The organism is Streptomyces sp. NBC_00536 (assembly GCF_036346295.1).
Taxonomy (GTDB): Bacteria; Actinomycetota; Actinomycetes; order Streptomycetales; family Streptomycetaceae; genus Streptomyces.
Map to the genome: position 1 here is coordinate 2,377,932 of NZ_CP107819.1, position 19,065 is coordinate 2,396,996.

Here is a 19,065-nt window from a genome sequence, read left to right on the forward strand (position 1 = left end):
TCTTCCTCAGCAATAATCTTGATGAACAATCATCTTGATGAGCGAGAGATCTGTATCCGTACCGGATCCTAGGCGGAGGCACCATGCCCGACAACCCCGACCCCGACCCCCTGGAGCTCGTCCACCTCCTCCGTGCCGCCTCCGTCGAATTCGGGCTGCGCCAGGCGGAGTTCGGGGCCGCTCACGGGATGCATCCGACCGATGTCCGTGCCCTGATCTGCCTGCTCGACGCCGCGCGCGCGGGTGAGAGGGCCACGGCGGGGCTGCTGGCCGCGCGGCTCGGTCTCAACTCGGCCGGTACGACCGCCGTGATCGACCGGTTGGAACGGCTCGGCCATGTCAACCGTTTCCGTGACGGGGCCGACCGGCGACGGGTGTTGCTCCAGGTGTCCCCCGAGGCCGTACGGATGGGCCAGGCGTTCTTCGGGCCCGTGATCGACGGCCTGGTCGATCTGCTCGGCACCTTCGGTCCGGCCGAGCGCGCCGCCATCCACCGGTTCCTGACCTCCGCCCGAACGGCCCTCACCCCGTGACCGCCCACCCGAAGTCCCACCCCGCCGACGACCCCACACCCCCCGCCAGCGCCAACGGCAGCGACCTGCACCTCGACCTGTCCCCGCACGGTTCCCGCCGTACCGCGCTCGCCCAGGCGCTGCGCGAGGCCGTTCGCGGGGGGCGACTCGTGGCCGGGACCCGGTTGCCGCCGTACCGGTCCCTCGCCGCCGACCTCGGGGTGGCCCGGGGGACGGTCGCCGACGCGTATGCCGAGCTGGTCGCCGAGGGGTGGTTCACCGCCCGGCAGGGTTCCGGCACCCGGGTCGCGGAGGGGATGCCGGTGCGTCCGGTGCGGCCCGCCGCCGGGCCCGCGCCCGTGCCCCGGGCGCACCGGTACGACCTGACCCAGGGCAAGCCCGACCCCGCCTCCTTTCCGCGCGGTGCCTGGTCCGCGAGTGCCCGCCGGGCGCTGGCCGCGGCTCCGGCCGATGCCTTCGGGCCCGGGGATCCGCGCGGGCGGCCCGAGCTGCGGCGGGCGCTGGCGGAGTACCTGGCCCGGGCGCGTGGGGTGCGTACCGATGCCGAGCACATCGTGGTCTGCGCGGGTTTCGCCAACGGCCTGCGCCTGCTGGCGGGGCTGCGGCCGCGGGACTGGGCGGTGGAGGCGTACGGGCTGCCGTTCCACCACGGGATCCTGGCCGCCGCGGGGGTGCGCCCGTACGCCGTCCCCATCGACGGGGACGGCGCCCGTACCGACGCCCTGCCGGCCCGGGCGCGTACGGTCCTGCTCACCCCCGCGCACCAGTTCCCGACCGGGGGCCCCCTGCTCCCGGCCCGCCGGACGGCGGCCGTCGAGTGGGCGCGGTCCACCGGGGGCGTGATCCTGGAGGACGACTACGACGGGGAGTTCCGCTACGACCGCAAGCCGGTCGGCGCCCTCCAGGGCCTGGCCCCCGACCGGGTGGTCTACGCGGGGTCGCTGAGCAAGAGCCTGTCCCCCGCCCTGCGGCTGGGCTGGCTGGTCCTGCCCGAGGCGCTGGCCGGGCGGGTCGTGGCGGCGAAGGGGCAGCGGGAGTCGTGGACGAGCGCGGTGGACCAGCTGACCTTCGCCGACTTCCTGGACTCGGGCGCGTACGACCGGCACGTCCGCCGGATGCGGCACCGCTACCGCGCCCGCCGCGACCACCTGGTGGCGGCCCTGGCGCGGCGCGCCCCGCAGGTCCGGGTCACGGGCATCGCGGCGGGCCTGCACGCGGTCCTCGACGTCCCGCCGGGCACGGAGTCCTCGGCCCTGGCGGCGGCGCGGGGGGCGGGGCTGCTGCTGGACGGCCTGTCGGAGTACCGCCATCCCTCGGCCGGGGATCGCGACGAGATCTCCCGCCAGGCCCCCCGCGAGGGGCTGGTCGTGGGCTACGCGGGCCTGGGCGACCGAGGGTTCGCGGAGGCGGTGGAGGTCCTGGCCGGGAGCCTGGGGGCGCTGGGGACGGCATCAGGGTCCCTGCGATCCCTGTGATCCGCGACTCCCTGTTCTGATTGATCTTGCGCATGCAAGACACCATCTTGGAGACTTGAGTTCACGCCGAAGGATATTCGGCAGCCACCCGCCCGGAGGGAAGACGCACATGGTCAGCGAGCGCCCCGCGCTGTACGAGATGTTCGACGAACGGTTCCGGACCGGCCGGTGCATGAACGGCGACGACGGGCTCGAAGTCCTCCACACCGGCTGCCGCTGGGCCGAGGGCCCGCTCTACCTGCCCGCCTGGCGGCAGTTGGTCTGGAGCGACATCCCCAACGACCGGATGCTGCGGTGGGACGAGGAGACCGGCGCCGTCAGCGTCTTCCGGCGCTCCGCCGGACACACGAACGGCAACACCCTGGACCGTCAGGGCCGTCTGATCACCTGCGAGCAGGGCAACCGCCGGGTGACGCGGACCGAACACGACGGCACGGTCACGGTCCTGGCCGACCGCTGGCAGGGCAAGCGGCTGAACAGCCCGAACGACGCGGCGGTCCACTCCGACGGCTCGGTCTGGTTCTCCGACCCCGACTTCGGCATCACCAGTGACTACGAGGGCCACCGCGCGCAGAGCGAGATCGGCGCCAACAACGTCTACCGCGTCGACCCCGCCACCGGCGAAGTGCGGCTGGTCGCCGACGGCTTCGGCGCCCCGAACGGCCTGGTCTTTTCACCCGACGAGCGGCAGCTCTTCGTCTCCGACACCCGGGCGGGCCGCATCCGGGTCTTCGACGTGCGCGAGGACGGCACCCTCTCGGACGGAGAGGTCTTCGCCGAGGCCGCGGCGCGCGGCGGGGCCCGCTTCGACAACCTCCGCTTCGATGACGGCGGCCGGCTCTGGGTGGCCGCGATGGACGACGGGGTGCACTGCTACGACCCCGACGGCACGCTCATCGGACGGCTCCGGGTCCCCGAGACGGTGTCGAACATCGCCTGGGGCGGCGCCAAGCGGAACCGCCTCTTCATCACGGCGGAGACCAGCCTCTACTCGCTGGTCATGGGCGTGACGGGCACCCACCCGACCGGGCCGGGCCACCAGCCGTGGCAGGGGAGCCTGTGAGCACGCCGATGGACGAGGACCGGGGAGCCGACTGGGCCGCCACGCGGGCGTGGGTGGCCGGGGGCCTGCCCGAAGGAGAGCGCATCGAGGCGGCGGCGCGGCTGCGCGGCGGCTGGACCTCCGAGATGCGCCGGCTGGAGATCGCCGGACCCGGCGGCCGGCGCGGGCTCGTGCTGCGGTCCTTCGTCAAGCCGTTCTACGTGCGGCACGCGGAAGGCCTGCTGCGCCGCGAGGCGGACGTCCTGCGCTTCCTGGCGGGTACGGACGTACCCGCGGCCGGGTTCGTGGCCCTGGACGCGGCGGCGCGCCACTGCGACCACCCGTCCCTGCTGATGACCCTGCTGCCCGGGACCGTGCGCACGGACGACGCGGAGGCCGGCCCGCGCGCCGCACTGCTGGCCCGTCAGCTGGTGCGCGTCCACGGGCTGCCGGTGCCCGCGGCGGCGCGGCCCCGCGCCTACGAGGCGTGGACCTCCGCCGAGCGGGTGCGCCCGCCCGCGGACACCGGGCGGCCGGAGCTGTGGCGGCGGGCCGTGGACGTCATCCGCCGGGATCCGCCCGGGTACCGGCCGTGCTTCCTGCACCGGGACTTCCACCCGGGCAACGTCCTCTTCACGGGCGGCGGCGCCGGGCTGCGGATCAGCGGGGTCGTCGACTGGGTGGAGACCTCCTGGGGCCCGGCCGACCTGGACGTGGCCCACTGCTCGACGGCGCTGGCGCTGCTGCACGGCGTCCCGGCGGGCATGGCCTTCGCCGACCGGTACGCGGCGGCGGGCGGCGCCCTGGCCGGGGACCCCGCCGCGCACCTCTACTGGCGGCTGCTGGACGCCCTGGCCTTCGCGCCGGACGCCGAGAAGGTGGCCGTGCCCTGGCGCGACCTCGGCCGCACCGACCTGACCCCGGCCGTGCTGACCGGGCGGCTGGAGGGCTACCTCCAGGCCCTCTTCGACCGGTACGGGAGGAACTCGTAGGCTGATCGACACAAAGGGGACTTCCACCCCTTTCTCCAGCCAAAGGGACATTCATCCATGAGCGACGACATCAGCTCCCCGCCGCCCGCGCCCGCGTCCCCGCCCCCGCTCCCCCGCCCGCGGCGGGGCGCCGACTGGATGTTCGGCGGGGTGTACGGGACGGTGCTGGCCAGCGGGCTGCTGGCGGCGCTCGACCAGAAGAGCGGCGAGTACACCCCGTACTACGACGCCAGCTGGGTGCTCGTGACCGCCGCGACCGCCGCGCTCGCGCACGGCTACTCCCACCACATGACCACCCACCAGGACGGCTCGGCGGGCCACCGCTGGCGGCTGCTGGCCCGGGCGCTGTTCAACGAGTGGCCGATGATCGTGGCCACGCTGCCCACCGTGCTCCTGCTGGTGCTGGCCGGGGTGATCGGCTGGGACTCGCACGGGGTGACGGCCGTCGGGCTCGGGCTGAACACCGCGCTGCTCTTCGCGTGGGGGTCCCTGGTCGCGCTCCGGGTCGGCTACCGGATGGCCTCGGCGCTGCTGATCGGAGCGGCGGACGCCACGATCGGGCTGGTGATCATCGTGGCGAACGCGCTCATCAAGTAGCCGGGTCAGGTGGCCGGTCGGGCGGACCCGGCCGGGGCTACCGCTCCGCCGGGCCCGCCTGGGCCTCCGCCTCCGCCAGGATCTCCGTCAGCCGGGCGCCGAAGGCCGCGTCCCGGGGGTCGGGTACGCCCGTGCGCGCCGAGGTCAGGAGGGCGTCCAGGGCGCGGCCGTAGGCGCCCGGTACGTCGCTCCAGTCCGGGAGGCCGTGCACCCCGGCCGTGCCGCGCAGTTCCAGGCCCACTCCGGCGGCGGCGGTGGGGGCGCTCAGACTGAGGGTGGCCGTGCTGGCCGCGCCGGAGGTGTGTCGCAGGGCCAGCTGGACGACGTCGCCGGGGCCGCGCGTGGCGCTGATCCGGACCACGTCGCCGAGGACGGGGATGAGGACGGACAGGGCGTGCGGGCCCACGTCCCACAGGCCGCCCTTCTCCTTGCGCCAGGGCGAATCGGCGTACGCGCTGGGCGCGCCGTCGGGCGGGAAGACCGCGCCGAGCCAGTGGGCGCCGGCCGTGAACCAGCCGTCCCGGGCGGCCTGTTCCTCGACCCAGCGCGCGGTCGGCTGGGCGAAGCGCAGGGTGAGGAAGACGATGGAGGCGACCTGGTGGCGGGCGGCCGCGTCGGCCACGGCGCGGGCCTGGTCGACATCGGTGGCCACCGGTTTGTCGAGCAGCAGGTGGCATCCGGCGGCGGCCGCCCGGACGGCGAGCGGGGCCTGGACATCGGGGGGCAGCGCGAAGGCCACGGCGTCACAGTCCGCGAACAGCGCGTCGGGGTCTTCGTACACCTTCACCCCGTACTCGGCCGCGAGTTCGGCGGCGGCCTCGGGCCGTCGGCCCCAGACTCCGGCGAACGCGGAGCCGGTGTGCGCGGCGAGGGCGGGGGCATGGGTGCGGCGGGCCCAGGGGCCGGTACCGAGCAGGCCCACGCGGGGCAGTGCCCCGCGGGGCTGGTCGGAGCCGTCATGTGCGGAAGTGAAATCATACGAAATGCTCACGCGCCCAGTCTGCCCCACGCGCCGGGCCCCCGGACGGACGCGCGGCCACCCGCCGCCCCGCACCCGCACACACACCCCCGCCCGCGCCGTAAACGTCGGTAACACGGGGTTCACACACGGGCAACGGAAGAGAAATCGCGAGCGGGCACGCTGCGGTCATCACCGCAGTCACCGCAGCACCCGCAGAGTCTGAGGACGGTCCCGTGAGCTACAAGGCTGAGTACATCTGGATCGACGGCACCGAGCCGACGGCCAAGCTCCGCTCCAAGACGAAGATCATGTCGGACGGCGACGAGCTGCCGATCTGGGGCTTCGACGGATCGAGCACGAACCAGGCCGAGGGCCACGCCTCCGACCGGGTGCTCCAGCCCGTGTTCTCCTGCCCGGACCCGATCCGCGGCGGCGCCAACCTCCTCGTCCTGTGCGAGGTGCTGAACATCGACATGACCCCGCACGAGTCGAACACCCGCGCCCTGCTGCGCCCGGTCGCCGAGAAGCACGCCGCGCAGGAGTCGATCTTCGGCATCGAGCAGGAGTACACCTTCTTCGACGGGATCCGCCCGCTCGGCTTCCCCGTCGGCGGCTTCCCCGCCGCCCAGGGCGGCTACTACTGCGGCGTGGGCGCGGACGAGATCTTCGGCCGCGAGATCGTCGAGAAGCACCTCGACCACTGCCTCGCGGCGGGTCTGAGCATCTCCGGCATCAACGCCGAGGTCATGCCGGGCCAGTGGGAGTTCCAGGTCGGCCCCGTCGGCCCGCTGGAGGTCTCCGACCAGCTGTGGATCGCGCGCTGGCTGCTCTACCGCACGGCCGAGGACTTCAACGTCTCGGCGACCCTGGACCCGAAGCCGGTCAAGGGCGACTGGAACGGCGCGGGCGCGCACACCAACTTCTCGACGAAGTCGATGCGCGAGGACTACCGCGCGATCATCCGCGCGTGCGAGTCGCTGGGCGAGGGCAGCAAGCCGCTCGACCACGTGAAGAACTACGGCGCCGGCATCGACGACCGCCTGACGGGCCTGCACGAGACCGCCCCCTGGAACGAGTACAGCTACGGCGTCTCGAACCGCGGCGCCTCCGTCCGCATCCCGTGGCAGGTGGAGAAGGACGGCAAGGGCTACATCGAGGACCGCCGCCCGAACGCGAACGTGGACCCGTACGTGGTGACCCGCCTGATCGTGGACACCTGCTGCACCGCCCTGGAGAAGGACGGCCTGGTCTGAGACCGCCCGCCCGACGGCACTGACAACGGCGCCCACCTGCCCCTTCGGGGGTGCGGTGGGCGCCGTTGTCAGTGGGCCGTGCCACCGTTGTTCCCATGACGGGGACAGCGAGGGCGACGGGCATGACGATGGGCCTGGCGACGGGCATGGCGATCAGGATCGAGACGGAGCGCGGCGAGGCCTACGTGCGGCCCGCGCCGGGCGAGTTGGAGCGGCTGGCGGAGCGCATCGGCGCGGACGGCGACCACTTCCTCATCGTCGAGCGGCTCCCGAGCGACCCCGACGTCTACATACAGGTCTGGCACGACGCGGCCGACAGCGGCGGCGAGGCCTACCAGTTGGAGTACCGGGACGGCAGTCCCGACCGGCACTTCCGTGCCTTCCTGCACACCGGCGCCGAGGTCGGTGCGGTGATGGCGGGCTGGGCGCGCGGGGACGAGGGCTGGGAGCTGGGTCCGGCCTGGGAGCGCGTCCTCTTCACCCCGGAGGAGACGCCGCCGCCGCTAGACGACGCCGTGCGCGAGCAACTGGAGGAGCGGGTCCGGCTGTCGCTGCGGTGCGGGTACGCCGGGCGGAAGGAACTGGCCGAGCTGGCCGAGGACTACCTGGTCACCGGGACGGTACGCCCGGTCTCCGCGGCGCAGGCCATGGCCCTGGCGGTGCGGCTGTGGCGGGAGCGGCTCGCGGAGCAGGCCGACTGGAGCGGCGAGACCGATCCCGAGCGGCTGGCCCGGGCGTTCGCGGCGCTGGAGGCCGCCGGGATCACGGCGCGGGAGAACTTCACGTGCTGCCGTGGCTGCGGCCTGGCGGAGATCCGGGGCGCGGGATCCGGGGCGGCGCGCGGGTTCGTGTTCTTCCACCGCCAGTGCACCGAGGGCGCTGCGGAGGGCGGGGACCTCTTCCTGTTCTACGGGGGCTTCGCGCCGGACGGGGAGCGTGACGGGGAGCCGGACGACGCGGCGTCCGACGAGCGGACCGTGGCCGTGGGGCGGGAGGTGGTCGCCGCCCTGGAGGGGGTGGGACTGCGGTGGAGCTGGGACGGATCCGCCCACGATGCGATACGTGTGACCGGCCTGGACTGGCGGAAGCGACTGACCCGTTGACGGTATGTCCGGTATTGAGCGGGTGTCGCGCGACCATGATCGCGGAATTTGAGATTCCGATCCAGCAGGTGAGACGGGGTCTGCCCCGGGCGCGGGACATCTGCTTGAATGGCCGCATGGCCGGCTATCCGCACAACTCCTCGACAGGTCGCAGCGACCTCGAGCCGTTCTGGCCTTCCCGTCAGGATCACGATTTCGACCGGGTGTGTTGCCGCGCGAAGAACGCGCCGGCCCTCTAAAGCCTTCCGGAACCTCTGCTCCAGACCTTCCCGAAGGCCTTCGGTCTGCGCGGTACGACGACGACGTACGTCTCCTGCCGACTCTCCGCGTGAAAGAGCTGACCACTCATGGCGAACACCCGTTCCCTCTCCACCGCCACCTCCGCTGCGACCGCCCACCGCCCCTACCCGCCCAGTACGAACCCCAGCCCCCGCCACCGGCTGCGCGCCGTCGACCGGGACGAGGTCGCCCGCGTGGTGGACTTCCTGCCGCCCGGCGCCACCTGGCTGCCCGCGCCGCAGCACACCGTGCCGACCCTGCCGGGCCAGCCGCCGATGGTCGGCTACCTGGTGCTCGTACCGGCCGACCACCAGCAGCCGCCGCTCACGCTCGCGCCGGCCCCGTTCGCCACGGCCGCCTTCGGCCCGGGAGCCCCCGCCTCCCCCTCCGCCGCAGCCCCGGCCATCACGGGCGACGCGCTCGTGCGGATCGACTCCGAGCAGCGCACGGCGGAGGTCGACGGCGAGGTGCTGGACCTGACGTACCTGGAATTCGAGCTGCTGGCGCACCTGGTGGCGCACCCGCACCGGGTGCACAGCCGTGACCAGCTGGTCACCACCGTGTGGGGCTACGGCCACGTCGGCGACGGCCGGACCGTGGACGTCCACATCGCCCGGCTGCGCCGCAAGCTGGGCGTGGCGCACCGCGGCGCGATCCAGACCGTGCGCCGGGTGGGCTACAAGTACGCCCCCTGAGCGCTCGTGCGCAGTCGGCCGAAGTGAACTGAACTGGTACCGACGGTGGGCCCGTGCTTCGCGAGGGGAGGCACGGGTCCACCGTTGGCGCGTGCGGGGCAGGGTCAGGAAGCCGGGGCCTCCTGGGGCTCCTCCCGCCGGGCCTTCCCGCGGCGGGACACCGCGCCGAGCACCATGTCCACCGCCAGGAAGCACAGCAGGCTGATCCCGAGCAGCGGCACGAACCAGCCGACCACGGCCGTCACTGCGGCCAGCGGCAGCAGCACCGTCACCGGCGCCTTCCGCCAGGCCCCGCGCGGCTGGGCCCGGCCCACGGACAGGGTGCGGTCCTTGGTCGGCCTGCGCAGCCACCACATGCGGTAGCCCCAGAAGACCAGGAACATGAGCGCGAGGGCGAGGGCCGCCAGCGCGAGCTGGTTGACCAGCCCGAACAGCAGGCCCATGTGCCCGTCGATGCCGAAGCGGGTCAGCTTGGCGAGCAACGGGTAGTCGGCGAAGCGCAGTTCGTCCATGACCGTGCCGTCGGCGGGGTCCACGGACACCGCGTCGAGGTGGACCGGGACCGTGCGGTCCCGCTCCTTGATGACGTACCCCTTGCCCTGGGCGGGCAGGGTCACCTGGAGCTGCTCGGTGACCCCGGCCGCGCGGGCGGCCTCGACGGCCTTGTCGATGCCGACGTCGGGGCCGACCGGCATGATCATCTGGCCGTTGGCGTCGATCTTGTGGTTCGCGTGCTCGTCGCCGCCGTCGTCGGCGCCGCCCTTGAGCTTGGCGGACACGGACGGGGTGGCGCCGCCCAGCCGGTCCTGGAGCTGCCCGATGTTCTCACCGGCGTACTTCGACCAGGTCAGACCGGTCGCCGACAGGGCCACCAGACCCACGACGGCCCACAGGCCGACGGTCCCGTGCCACGACAGGGTGCGGCGCCGCCCGGTGGCCGCGCGGTCCGGAAGGACCAGCTCCGCCCGGCGCTTGCGGGTTCGGCCGATCCACAGCACGAGCCCGCCGAGCGCGACGACCCAGAGCCAGCTCGCGGCCAGCTCACTGTAGTTGCGCCCGAACTCGCCGAGCTGGAGGCTGGAGTGGAACTCGCTGAGCCAGGCCCGCAGCGGCAGCGCGTCGCCGGTCGTGGCCAGCTGCCCGCGCACGTCCGCGGTGTAGGGGTCGACGAAGACGGTGAGCGTCTCGCCGTCCGCGAGCCCCGGGCTCTTCATGACCACCCGGGTGGTGGCGTCCGCCTCGGGCGCGGGCCAGACCGCGGTGACCTCGCCCTTGGGCGCGGCCCCCTTGGCGGCCGCGACCTGTGCGCTGAGCGGCAGCGCGTGCTGTCCGACGTGGGCGACGGTCAGCTCGTCGGAGTAGACGACCTTCTCGGCCTGGAAGGAGAGGGCGTACATCAGCCCGGTCGCGGCGGCGACGAAGAGCAGCGGGGCCATGAGCAGCCCGGCGTAGAAGTGCACGCGCAGGACGAGCGGGCGCAGGGCCGCCCAGGCACCGCGCCGGCGGGGCCGCGGCGCGGGGGCGGGGGTGGTGGCGGGGGTGGTTTCGGGATCGGCGGCAGGGACATGGGTGTCCCTGATTTCCTCAATGGACATGACGGTCCTAGGGGTTGGCGAAGACATGGGGAAACCGGCCCCAGGTCTCGCCGGATCGCCGGTCAGGCGCAGGCAGGACGGCCGGGGGCCGTGGCGCGGGTGTGCGACGGCCCGGGCGGTCCCCGCTTGACGGCGTCATGGACGCGTACGGCGCCGCGCAGCGTGCGCGGCGGCTCCGGAGTGCGGGGGCGCGCGGGGCGGGCGGGCGTCCGGGGGCGGTGCGCCCGTACGAGCCCCAGCGCCCGGCGCAACGGCGCGGCCGCGACCGCGGCGAGCGCCCCCAGCGTGCGGGCAAGCCGGAAGACCGCGGCCTCGCCCCAGGCGAGCCACACCGCGCAGAACAGCGCGGCGAGCACGTGGGCGGCGATCATGCCGAGACCGCCGTGCCCGGCCATGGAACCCATGGAGTCCATGCCGGGCATGCCACCCATGCCGTCCATGCCGTCCATGGCTGCCATCCCGGGCATCGCGTCCATCCCCGGCATGGGGGGCATGGGCGCGTGGCCGTGGGCGGCCTGTGCCGGGCCGGGCGCGGACGGGGACGCGGTCCCGTGCGGCTCGCCCAGTGCGGAGAACAGCAGGTGGAGCACGCCCTGTACGGCGACCAGCGCGCCCCCGATGGCCACGCCCCCGCGGCGGCGCCCGGCGGCGAGCCAGGCGAGGGAACCGGTCACCCCAAAAGCTGCCAGAAGCCCTGGAACCGGAATGTCATGGCCAGACATGTACGAATGCCCCAGCGCGGCCAATGCGACACACACCGCCGCGAACATCGCGGCCCGCGTACGGCGCATGGGCGCGGGGGCAGGTGACATGGTCCGAACATGTTCCCACCCGCCGGGCCCGCCGGGAACGGCGGTACCGGTTGTGCGGGCCACGCGCCCATGGCCGATCATGATCAAGTGAATCCACTACTGCTGGGGCCGGTCTACACCGGCGGCGTGCAGCTCGGTGCGTACGCGCTGGAGCGGCTGGGCGAGCGGGAGCGCGAACGGGTGCTGCGGGGCTGCTCGACCAATGTCGACAATCTCGCCGACGGGCGCTGGGAGACCCTGCTGAGCAGCGCCTTCGTGGTGGAGGAGCCGATGCCGCTGCCCTACGCGCTGCTGCTGCTCACCGTCCTCGGGTACGCCGAGTACGCGTACGGGGCCTGGTGGGCCGCCGGGGTTTTCCTGCTCGGGCACGCGGGGGCCACGCTGCTCGTTTACGGGACGCTGCGGGCGCGCCGGGCCGGGGCGCCGACCCGGCGGGCGGTGGACGTGGGGACCAGCTACGGCTTCAACGCGGTCCTGGGCGCCCTCACCTCGGCGCTGCCGCGCGGGGCCGTGCGCGGCGCCGCCCGGGCGGGGCTGCTGGCGCTCGCGCTGCGGCCGGTGCTGCGGCGGGAGCGGACCTTCACCGACGCCGGGCACCTGGCGGCGCTGGGGATCGGGGTCGGGGTCGCCCTCGCCGCCGATTACCTTTCCCGCACAAAACATCCGAAAATAGCCTGAGCGCGGTCGGCGCCGTGCCCGCCCGCCCGTACCACTGGAGTTGCCCACGATGACCGCCACCCCGTCCACCACCGTCGCCAACTTCCGCGACCTCGGCGGCACCCGAATAGCCGGTGGCCGGACGGTGCGCCCCGGCCTGGTGCTGCGCTCCGGCCAGCTCGACCGGCTCGACCTGGCCGCCGACCCCGCCGTGGCGGCGCTGGGCCTGCGGACGGTGATCGACTTCCGCACCGACGCCGAACGCGGCGACCACCCGGACGTGGCACCTCCGGGGGCGCGGATGCTGGTGGCCGACGTCCTGGCCGACAAGGTGAACTCGGGCCGCATGCCGGCCGCCGCGCAGCTCAAGGACCTGCTGGCCGACCCCGCGGTGGCGGAGCGGCACCTGGGCGGCGGCAAGGCGCAGGCGCTCTTCGCCGAGACCTACCGCTCCTTCGTCAGCTCGGCCTCGGGCCAGCGGTCGTACCGGACGCTGCTGACGGAGCTGGCGGACGAGGAGTCCGGGCCGCTCCTCTTCCACTGCACGGCGGGCAAGGACCGCACCGGGTGGGGGGCGACCGTGGTCCTGTCGCTGCTCGGTGCCGATGACGAGACGCTGATGACGGAGTACCTCTCGGTCAACCCGGCCGTCCGCGCCGCCTTCGCCCCGATGATCGAGGGCTTCACCGCGGCGGGCGGTGACCCGGAGATCGCGCTGGCGCTGATCGGGGTCGTGCCGGAGTACCTGGCGGCGGCGCTGGACGAGGTCGCGGTGCGGTACGGGTCGATGGAGAAGTACGTCCGCGAAGGCCTCGGCGTCCCCGACCCCACGATCACCACCCTCCGCACCCGCCTCACGACCTGACCCCGGCCCCCTTTCCCTGGGCTCCGCCCGGACCCGCGCCTCAAACGCCGGCGAGGCTGTTTTCAGCCCGTCCGGCGTTTGAGGACCGGGGCCACCTCCCGGGACGCCCGGCCCACCCCAGCCCGTCCGGCGTTTGAGGACCGGGTCCGGGCAGCGCCCGGGACGCCAGCCGCAGGCGCCCCCACCCTTGACACGCGACCGCAGGCCGCACTCCTGGGCTCTGCCCAGACCCGCGCCTCAAACGCCGGCGAGGCTGGAATTGCCCCGCAGGGGCCAAGCGCGCCCCCGGCAAGAGCCGGCGGGGTGACCATACGGGGATTCGCTCGTTCTGCTGAACGTGACTGCGCCGGACACCGCCACCCGCCCCCGCCCGCATCCCCTCGACGCCGGGGTCGACGTCGAGCGCGCCGAGGCCGCCATCGTCGAGCACTATCCGCGGCTGGTGCGGCTCGCCTACCTCGTGCTGCCGCCCTCCCTCGGGCGCAACCGCCGGGTGCTGACCGCGCATTCGCTGACCCAGCGGGCGCTGCCGCGCGGCCGGGAGGCGTCCGGCGCGCAGGGCCTCGTACCGTTCCAGCGCGGTGCGCAGGACGCCGATCCCGCCTCCGACGCCGGGTACGCGTACGTCCGGCTGCGGGTGCTGCGGGCCGCGCTGGAGGCCGGGCTGCCGCTGACCTTCCGGTCCCTGCCCCGCCGCGCGCAGTTTCCGCCCGCGCTGCCGCAGGTGTGGGGGCTGCGGCTGTTCCCGCGTTCCGGCGGGGCCGAGGAGCTGGCCCTGGACCAGTGGCTGGCCACGCTCGACGGGCCCGCCCGCGCCGCGTGCGTGCTGCGGGCGCTGGAGCGGCTGGACGGCCCGGAGGTGCTGCTGGTGCTGACGGAGGCCGGGGTGGTGGATCCGGAGGCCGCGCTGGCCGCCGCCGGGGGGCCTTCGAACGACGCCCTCTTCGCCTCCCCCGAGTTCGATCCGTGCGTGCTGCAGGCCCGCCCCACGGACCTGCTGCGCCGCCGCCGCTGGGTGCGGGGTTCGCTCGCGGCGGGCGTGGCGCTGCTGGTGGGCGGGGCGCTGCTGGGGCTGCCGGGCGGGGGCTGGGGCGCCGATGGGGCCGCCGCGCCCGCGTACGCCCGTAACGCGGCGGCCGAGCAGGCGCTGGACCCGGCGAAGGTGACCCGCGCGGGGGCCGCGGACTGGCGCGGCGCCGACCGCTCCGACTTCGCGGTCTGGCCCGCGCGGGGCGACCGTACGGACGACAAGGAGCTGCTGCGCCGCGCGCTGGCCGTCTGGGCCCGCCCCGGCGCCTCGGTGGTGGTGTCGGCGACCCCCGGTACTCCGGCGGGGCCGCCGATGGGACCGCCGCAGCTGCTGTTCGCGGGCGCGGTCGACCAGGCGGTGGTGGTGCTGATGTACGACGGGCTGCGCGTGGTGCGTTACGCCGAGCCGCGCTCCGGGACCGCGGGCGCGGCCCTGGACTTCGCCCGTACGGACGGCGCTGCGGCCGAGTCGGCGACGGCGCTGGTGCTGAGCCGGGTGGACGGCAACGTCCGCTATCTGACGGCTCCCTGGGTGACGGGGGCGTCGGTACGGGACCTCCTCAAGCCCTCCGACGCGCCGACGCCGCTGCGGCTGGCCGCGGACGGGATCACCGCTCCGGTGGCGGGTCCGGCTCCGGCGGGTTCGTGTACCGCCTGGAACGCGCTGGCCCTGGAGACGGCCGCCGGGCCCCGGCTGGTGACGGACCTGGGCGAGCTGACCCCGGCCCGGCTGACCTCGGGCGCTCCGGGCGCGGTGCGTGACGTGACGCAGGCGGCGGAGCTGAGCGAGTGGTCGCGGATCGCGTGCCTGCTGCCGGCGGTCCGTTCGCACGGGGTGCGGTCGGTCAACTCGTGGGCGTACGCGCGCCAGCCGCTGCCGGAGAACAACGGTACGGCGGAGTGGCTGTGCACCCGGGCCGAGACCTGGCGGGGCACGGCGGACCGGGTGCAGGCGCAGTTCCTGGCGCCGGGCGCGCAGGTGGCGGCGCAGGCGGCCAAGGCGGAGGGTTCACCGGCCTGCGGGCCGCGGGAGCCCCGGGTGCTGGCGGGCGTGCTGTGGAAGTCGCAGGGCGGCCACTGGTACGTACTGGCGGCGGGCACGGCCCAGTTCACGTCGCTGTCGGTGACGGGCGGGGCCACGGGGTCGGCGGCCGGGAACCGGCTGGCGGTGAAGGCACCGGAGGGCGCTCAGGTGGAACTGTCCGGGAAGCTGACGGACGGCTCGAAGGCGGGCGTCCTGCGGTAGTCCCGCGACCGGAAGCTGCACGGGGGTGTTGCGCGGGCTCTACCCATCAGTACATTGACGCCATGTCTAATACGCCGTCCGCACCTGCACCCGCACCCGTGGCGTCGGAGCACATACCGCTCAGGGCCCGGAACGTGTCCTTCTCCTGGGAGGACACCCCGCTCCACTGGCTGCCCGGCGACCCCTTCGCCGGGCACACCATGAACGTGCTGCACCTGCTGCTCCCGGCGGGCGAGCGCTGGTTCGTCCACGTGTACAAGCAGGTGCTGCCGTACATCACGGACGAACGGCTGCGGGCGGACGTGGTCGGCTTCATCGGCCAGGAGGCGATGCACGCCGCCGCGCACGACGACGTACTCCCCCACCTCAAGCGCCTGGGCCTGGACCCCACCCCGTACACCGCGCAGGTGGACTGGCTCTTCGAGAAGCTCCTCGGGGACCGCACCCTGCCGCCGGGCCGGGCCCGCGAGTGGTGGCTCAAGGAGCGGGTGGCGACGATCGCGGCGATCGAGCACTACACCGCCTTCCTCGGCAACTGGATCCTGAACGCCGACGAGCTGGACCGGCGGGGCGCGGACCCGGTGATGCTGGACCTGCTGCGCTGGCACGGGGCGGAGGAGGTCGAGCACCGGGCGGTGGCCTTCGAGCTGTTCATGCACATCGACGGCGGCTACCGGCGCCGGGCCAGGACCTGGGCGACGGCCTTCACCGCGCTGGTGTTCCTGTGGCAGCGCGGCGCCCGCTTCTTCATGGAGAACGACCCGGGCCTGCCGCGGGCCAAGGCGTCCTTCGGCCAGTTCTTCCGGGCGGGACAGCAGGGCGTACTGCCCTCGACCGGCGCGATGCTGAAGTCGATCCCCTCGTACCTGTCCCGTACGTACCACCCCTCGCAGGAGGGGTCGACCGCCCAGGCCGCGGCGTACCTCGCCACCTCGCCCGGCGCGAACGGCGGTGCCCGGTGAGCCCGGTGAGCGCGATCGGCCCGGCGAGCGCTCTGAGCCCGGCGGTGCGGCGCGCGGCCACCGTGACCGCGGCGGCCGGGGCCGCGTGGCTGGCCAGGCGGGCCCTGCGGCGGCGGATCGAGCGCTCGCCGCTGTGGCCGCTCCCCGCCCTGGAACACCCGATATCGGGGTACTCGCCGCGCCGGGCCCTGCGCGCGCTGATCGTCTCGCGCACGGAGCCCGCCGAGGGGGTGCTCCACCTGGTCCTGGAATCACCGGAGCTGCCCGCGTGGAGCCCGGGCGCGCACATCGACATCACGCTGCCGTCGGGGCTGGTGCGCCAGTACTCGCTGTGCGGGGACCCGGCGGACACGGGCCGCTACACGATCGCGGTCCGGCTGGTCGAGGACGGGCGCGGCGGTTCGCGCGAGGCGCACGCGGGGCTGACGGAGGGCTCGGAGCTGGAACTGCGGCCGCCGCGCAACCGGTTCGCGCTGGCCGCGGCCCCGTCGTACGTCTTCGTCGCGGGCGGGATCGGGATCACCCCGATCCTGCCGATGCTGCGTGCGGCCACGGCGGCGGGGGCCGCCTGGACCCTGCTCTACGGCGGCCGCTCGCGGGCCTCGATGCCGTTCCTGGACGAGCTGGCGGCGTACGGGGAGCGGGTCACGGTGGTCCCCGAGGACGAGGCGGGCCTGCCGGGCCTGAGCGTGCTCGGGGCGGCCCCGGCGGGCACGCTGGTCTACTGCTGCGGCCCGGAGCCGCTGATGGCGGCGGCGGTGGCGGCGGCCCCGGCCGGTGTGGAGGTCCGGCTGGAGCGGTTCGCTCCGGGCGCGCCCTCGGGCGCGGACGCGCCGTTCACGGTGACGCTGGCGCGCTCGGGCCGCACGGTCGAGGTCCCGGCGGACGGCACGACGCTGGCGGCGGTGCGCCGGGAGCTGCCCGACACCCCGTACTCCTGCGAGCAGGGCTTCTGCGGCACCTGCCGGCAGGGAGTCCTGTCGGGCGAGGTGGACCACCGCGACGACCTGCTGACGGACGAGGAGCGCGGGACGTCGATGCTGCTGTGCGTGTCCCGGGCCCGGGGAGAACACCTGACGCTGGACCTCTGAGCGGGACCGTTGCGACCGGCGGGTTCAGGCTCACAGGTGGACGGTCAGGTACCGGGCGGCGCAGACCACGACGGCCGTCAGGAGGGCCCCCGGAACGCAGGCCGCCCAGGCCCCGACCGGGCGGCGGCGCGGATCGGCGACCGCCGCGAGCAGCAGGAGCAGCGCGGCGGGAAGGAAGAAGACTCCGCCCAGCGAACAGCCCGCCACGGACCACAGGATGAGGGCCGCGCCGATGGCCTGGCAGGCGCCGACGAAGGCGGCCCGGCGGTGGCCGAGGAAGGACGGCGCCAGGATCGGTACGGTCGTCACCAGGACACCCCAGGTGGCGGGCTGGCCCCACTCGCCCATGCGCAGCACGCCCGCGACGACGACGAGCGCTTCCACCGCCGCGACCAGCGCGAAGGTGCGCTGCAGCCAGTGGATCCGGTCGTCGTCCCGCACCGCTCGTACCGTCACGGCTGCCCGCATGCCGGTCATCGCCCCCGCCACCCTGGATTCTGAACGCGTTCAGTTGAACGTGTTCAACATAGCGGATGCAGTCCCGCGCGCACTACCCGTAGGGTGTTGCCATGACAACCGGGGTGCGACGCAGGATGGGTGTCGAGGAGCGGCGGCAGCAGCTGATCGGGGTGGCGCTGGACCTCTTCAGCCACCGGTCGCCCGACGAGGTGTCGATCGACGAGATCGCGGCGGCCGCCGGGATATCGCGGCCGCTCGTCTACCACTACTTTCCGGGCAAGTTGAGCCTGTACGAGGCCGCGCTGCGGCGGGCCGCCGACGAGTTGGCCGCGCGCTTCGACGAACCGCCCGAAGGGCCCCTGGGCGCCCGGCTGCTGCGGGTCATGGGCCGGTACTTCGCCTTCGTCGACGAGCACGGCCCCGGCTTCTCCGCCCTGATGCGCGGCGGCCCCGCGGTCGGCTCCAGCCGCACCAACGCGATGATCGACGAGGTCCGCCAGGCCGCCTACGAGCAGATCCTCAGCCACCTCGGCGTCCAGCGGCCGCCCGCGCGGCTGGAGCTGGTCGTGCGCTCCTGGGTCTCGCTCGCCGAGTCCACCGCGCTGATCTGGCTCGACGGCCGCCGGATCCCGCGCGCCGAGCTGGAGTTGCAGCTGGTGCACGACTTCGCCGCGCTCGCCGCGGTGAGCGCCGCCTACGACGAGGAGATGGCCGCGCTGCTGGTGCGGATCCTGGCGGACGAGCCCGCGGACGGCCCGTTCGGTGAACTGGTGCGGCGGCTCGCGGCGTTCGTGCCCGCAGTACCTCAGTCGACGCAGCCGTCGGCGCATCAGCCGGTGCCCCGCCCGCGGTGATAATGACCGCGTGATCATTGACGACGGGATCTTGTTCCGGCAGGCCGAGGAGAAGGACGCCGGCACGCTGGTGTCCCTGTACGACCAGGCCGCCCGGTGGATGCGGGCGCGGGGCATCGAGCAGTGGAAGCCGGGCGAGAAGGACACCGCGCACTTCCGCGCCCGGATGAAGGACGGCGAGGTGTGGATCGGCGCCGATGCCGACGGGCGGGTGTGCGGGGCGTACGAACTGTGGTGGTCCGACGAGGAGGCCTGGGGCGTCCAGCCGCCGGTCGCCGGGTACGTGCACCGGCTGATGGTCGAGCGCGAGGCCGCGCCCGCCGGAGCCGGGCGGCGCCTCCTCGAACACGCGGAGCGGCGCATCGCCCGGGCCGGCCTGGAGCGGGTGCGGCTGGACTGCGTCTCCACCAACCCCCGGCTGCTCGCGTACTACCAGGGCGCGGGCTACCGGGTGGTCGGGGAGTTCCCGTCCAAGCAGGCCTCGGACGGGCGGGTGTACGGGGTGATCCTGCTGGAGAAGCGGCTGGACCGCCTCACCGTGGTGTGAGGCGGCCCTTGATCCCGC

19 protein-coding genes are annotated in these 19,065 nt (G+C 74.2%); 15 read left to right on the forward strand and 4 right to left on the reverse strand.

The annotated features are described in order from the left end of the window. Nucleotides 1-83 precede the first annotated feature (83 nt). The 5 genes from OHS33_RS10295 (at nt 84) to OHS33_RS10315 (ending at nt 4,639) form a co-directional block, all read left to right on the forward strand. On the forward strand, nt 84-533 hold the full coding sequence (locus OHS33_RS10295; protein WP_330330084.1) for a MarR family winged helix-turn-helix transcriptional regulator: 450 nt from the start codon (nt 84-86) through the stop codon (nt 531-533). Continuing rightward, nucleotides 530-2,008 carry a MocR-like pyridoxine biosynthesis transcription factor PdxR gene (pdxR, locus tag OHS33_RS10300; protein WP_330330085.1) on the forward strand — a complete coding sequence of 493 codons (1,479 nt, stop codon included), beginning with the start codon at nt 530-532 and terminating at the stop codon, nt 2,006-2,008. Before OHS33_RS10295 ends, pdxR begins: the two co-directional genes overlap by 4 nt. A 109-nt stretch (nt 2,009-2,117) precedes the next feature. Further along, nucleotides 2,118-3,071 carry an SMP-30/gluconolactonase/LRE family protein gene (locus tag OHS33_RS10305; protein WP_330330086.1) on the forward strand — a complete coding sequence of 318 codons (954 nt, stop codon included), beginning with the start codon at nt 2,118-2,120 and terminating at the stop codon, nt 3,069-3,071. An 8-nt stretch (nt 3,072-3,079) separates the two neighbouring features. Then, nucleotides 3,080-4,042, forward strand: coding sequence for a phosphotransferase family protein (locus OHS33_RS10310; RefSeq protein ID WP_330334987.1), 963 nt, complete (start codon nt 3,080-3,082; stop codon nt 4,040-4,042). A 57-nt stretch (nt 4,043-4,099) separates the two neighbouring features. Then, nucleotides 4,100-4,639, forward strand: a complete 540-nt coding sequence (locus tag OHS33_RS10315) for a hypothetical protein (RefSeq protein ID WP_330330087.1) — start codon at nt 4,100-4,102, stop codon at nt 4,637-4,639. Between the two features lie 37 nt (nt 4,640-4,676). Here OHS33_RS10315 and OHS33_RS10320 read toward each other — a convergent pair whose 3' ends face one another. After that, a complete protein-coding gene (locus OHS33_RS10320) occupies nt 4,677-5,624 on the reverse strand; it encodes a Gfo/Idh/MocA family protein (RefSeq protein ID WP_330334988.1) in 948 nt (315 codons plus the stop codon). 209 nt (nt 5,625-5,833) lie between these two features. Between OHS33_RS10320 and glnII the strand changes: the two genes are divergently transcribed. The 3 genes from glnII (at nt 5,834) to OHS33_RS10335 (ending at nt 8,930) form a co-directional block, all read left to right on the forward strand. After that, on the forward strand, nt 5,834-6,853 hold the full coding sequence (gene glnII / locus OHS33_RS10325; protein WP_330330088.1) for a glutamine synthetase: 1,020 nt from the start codon (nt 5,834-5,836) through the stop codon (nt 6,851-6,853). A 95-nt stretch (nt 6,854-6,948) separates the two neighbouring features. Beyond that, entirely contained in the window at nt 6,949-7,956 is a 1,008-nt protein-coding gene (locus OHS33_RS10330) for a DUF6891 domain-containing protein (RefSeq protein WP_330330089.1), read from the forward strand. A gap of 347 nt (nt 7,957-8,303) precedes the next feature. Next, nucleotides 8,304-8,930 (forward strand): winged helix-turn-helix domain-containing protein, encoded by a 627-nt coding sequence (locus tag OHS33_RS10335; RefSeq protein WP_330330090.1) that lies wholly within the window; start codon nt 8,304-8,306, stop codon nt 8,928-8,930. Between the two features lie 104 nt (nt 8,931-9,034). Here OHS33_RS10335 and OHS33_RS10340 read toward each other — a convergent pair whose 3' ends face one another. Together OHS33_RS10340 and OHS33_RS10345 are read right to left on the reverse strand one after the other, a co-directional pair. Then, nucleotides 9,035-10,525 (reverse strand): PepSY-associated TM helix domain-containing protein, encoded by a 1,491-nt coding sequence (locus tag OHS33_RS10340; protein ID WP_330330091.1) that lies wholly within the window; start codon nt 10,523-10,525, stop codon nt 9,035-9,037. A 62-nt stretch (nt 10,526-10,587) separates the two neighbouring features. Beyond that, nucleotides 10,588-11,199, reverse strand: a complete 612-nt coding sequence (locus OHS33_RS10345; RefSeq protein ID WP_330330092.1) for a hypothetical protein — start codon at nt 11,197-11,199, stop codon at nt 10,588-10,590. 225 nt (nt 11,200-11,424) lie between these two features. Here OHS33_RS10345 and OHS33_RS10350 point away from each other — a divergent pair, with 225 nt between their 5' ends. The 5 genes from OHS33_RS10350 (at nt 11,425) to OHS33_RS10370 (ending at nt 17,187) form a co-directional block, all read left to right on the forward strand. Then, nucleotides 11,425-12,015, forward strand: coding sequence for a rhomboid-like protein (locus OHS33_RS10350; protein WP_330330093.1), 591 nt, complete (start codon nt 11,425-11,427; stop codon nt 12,013-12,015). Between the two features lie 49 nt (nt 12,016-12,064). Beyond that, nucleotides 12,065-12,859 (forward strand): tyrosine-protein phosphatase, encoded by a 795-nt coding sequence (locus OHS33_RS10355; protein WP_330330094.1) that lies wholly within the window; start codon nt 12,065-12,067, stop codon nt 12,857-12,859. A 337-nt stretch (nt 12,860-13,196) separates the two neighbouring features. Further along, nucleotides 13,197-15,134, forward strand: a complete 1,938-nt coding sequence (locus tag OHS33_RS10360) for a hypothetical protein (RefSeq protein ID WP_330330095.1) — start codon at nt 13,197-13,199, stop codon at nt 15,132-15,134. Nucleotides 15,135-15,196: 62 nt separating this feature from the next. Beyond that, complete coding sequence (locus tag OHS33_RS10365) at nt 15,197-16,096, forward strand: metal-dependent hydrolase (protein ID WP_330330096.1); 900 nt, start codon at nt 15,197-15,199, stop codon at nt 16,094-16,096. Nucleotides 16,097-16,140: 44 nt separating this feature from the next. Continuing rightward, nucleotides 16,141-17,187: a PDR/VanB family oxidoreductase gene (locus tag OHS33_RS10370; protein ID WP_330334989.1), complete on the forward strand. Its 1,047-nt coding sequence runs from the start codon at nt 16,141-16,143 to the stop codon at nt 17,185-17,187. A gap of 30 nt (nt 17,188-17,217) precedes the next feature. Here OHS33_RS10370 and OHS33_RS10375 read toward each other — a convergent pair whose 3' ends face one another. Further along, complete coding sequence (locus OHS33_RS10375) at nt 17,218-17,664, reverse strand: hypothetical protein (RefSeq protein WP_330330097.1); 447 nt, start codon at nt 17,662-17,664, stop codon at nt 17,218-17,220. Nucleotides 17,665-17,756: 92 nt separating this feature from the next. On the opposite strand from OHS33_RS10375, the gene OHS33_RS10380 reads away from it, so the two are divergent. Then, complete coding sequence (locus OHS33_RS10380; protein ID WP_330330098.1) at nt 17,757-18,500, forward strand: TetR/AcrR family transcriptional regulator; 744 nt, start codon at nt 17,757-17,759, stop codon at nt 18,498-18,500. A 10-nt stretch (nt 18,501-18,510) separates the two neighbouring features. Next, nucleotides 18,511-19,047, forward strand: a complete 537-nt coding sequence (locus OHS33_RS10385) for a GNAT family N-acetyltransferase (RefSeq protein ID WP_330330099.1) — start codon at nt 18,511-18,513, stop codon at nt 19,045-19,047. Nucleotides 19,048-19,065 lie beyond the last annotated feature (18 nt).